The organism is Pseudomonas sp. 05T35 (genome assembly GCF_056396605.1).
Genome location: NZ_JBFTLU010000968.1, coordinates 1 through 453 on the forward strand (window position 1 = coordinate 1; position 453 = coordinate 453).

Consider the following 453-nt stretch of genomic DNA (forward strand, 5'->3'; position numbering starts at 1 on the left):
GCCTTGGCAATGTTGCGCAGGTCGGCTTCGGAGTCGGTGGCGCCTTGGCAATGTTGCGCAGGTCGGCTTCGGAGTCGGTGGCATACAGACGCACGCCCTTCTCGTAGAAGTAGCGAATGTCCTTGGATTTCTTGATGGTGTTGCCGTAGCTGATGCGGTCCGGGGTTAYGCCGCGGCCCAGCACTTTGTCCAGCTCGTAGATCGAGGCGATGTCGAAGCTCGAGCCTTTCTCTTTCAGCAAGTCGATGATCTCGACGGCCGGGTTGGCCTTGACCGCGTAGTAAACCTTGGCGAATTCGAAACCGGCGCGCAGGTCGTCATAGGCCTGGGCAATCATCGCGGTATCGATGACCACGAACGGGGTTTCTTGCTTGTCAGCGAAGGCCTTCATTTTCTGAAAGGTTTCGCGCGCAAAATAGTCTTCGACGTTGATCGACATGCTGGGAACTCCTA

At 56.9% G+C, this 453-nt stretch carries 1 pseudogene; it reads right to left on the bottom strand.

Going from position 1 to position 453, the window contains the following annotated elements:
• Window positions 1-439: pseudogene (locus AC1DH9_RS30950) on the bottom strand (type III PLP-dependent enzyme); the annotation flags it as partial.
• Window positions 440-453 lie beyond the last annotated feature (14 nt).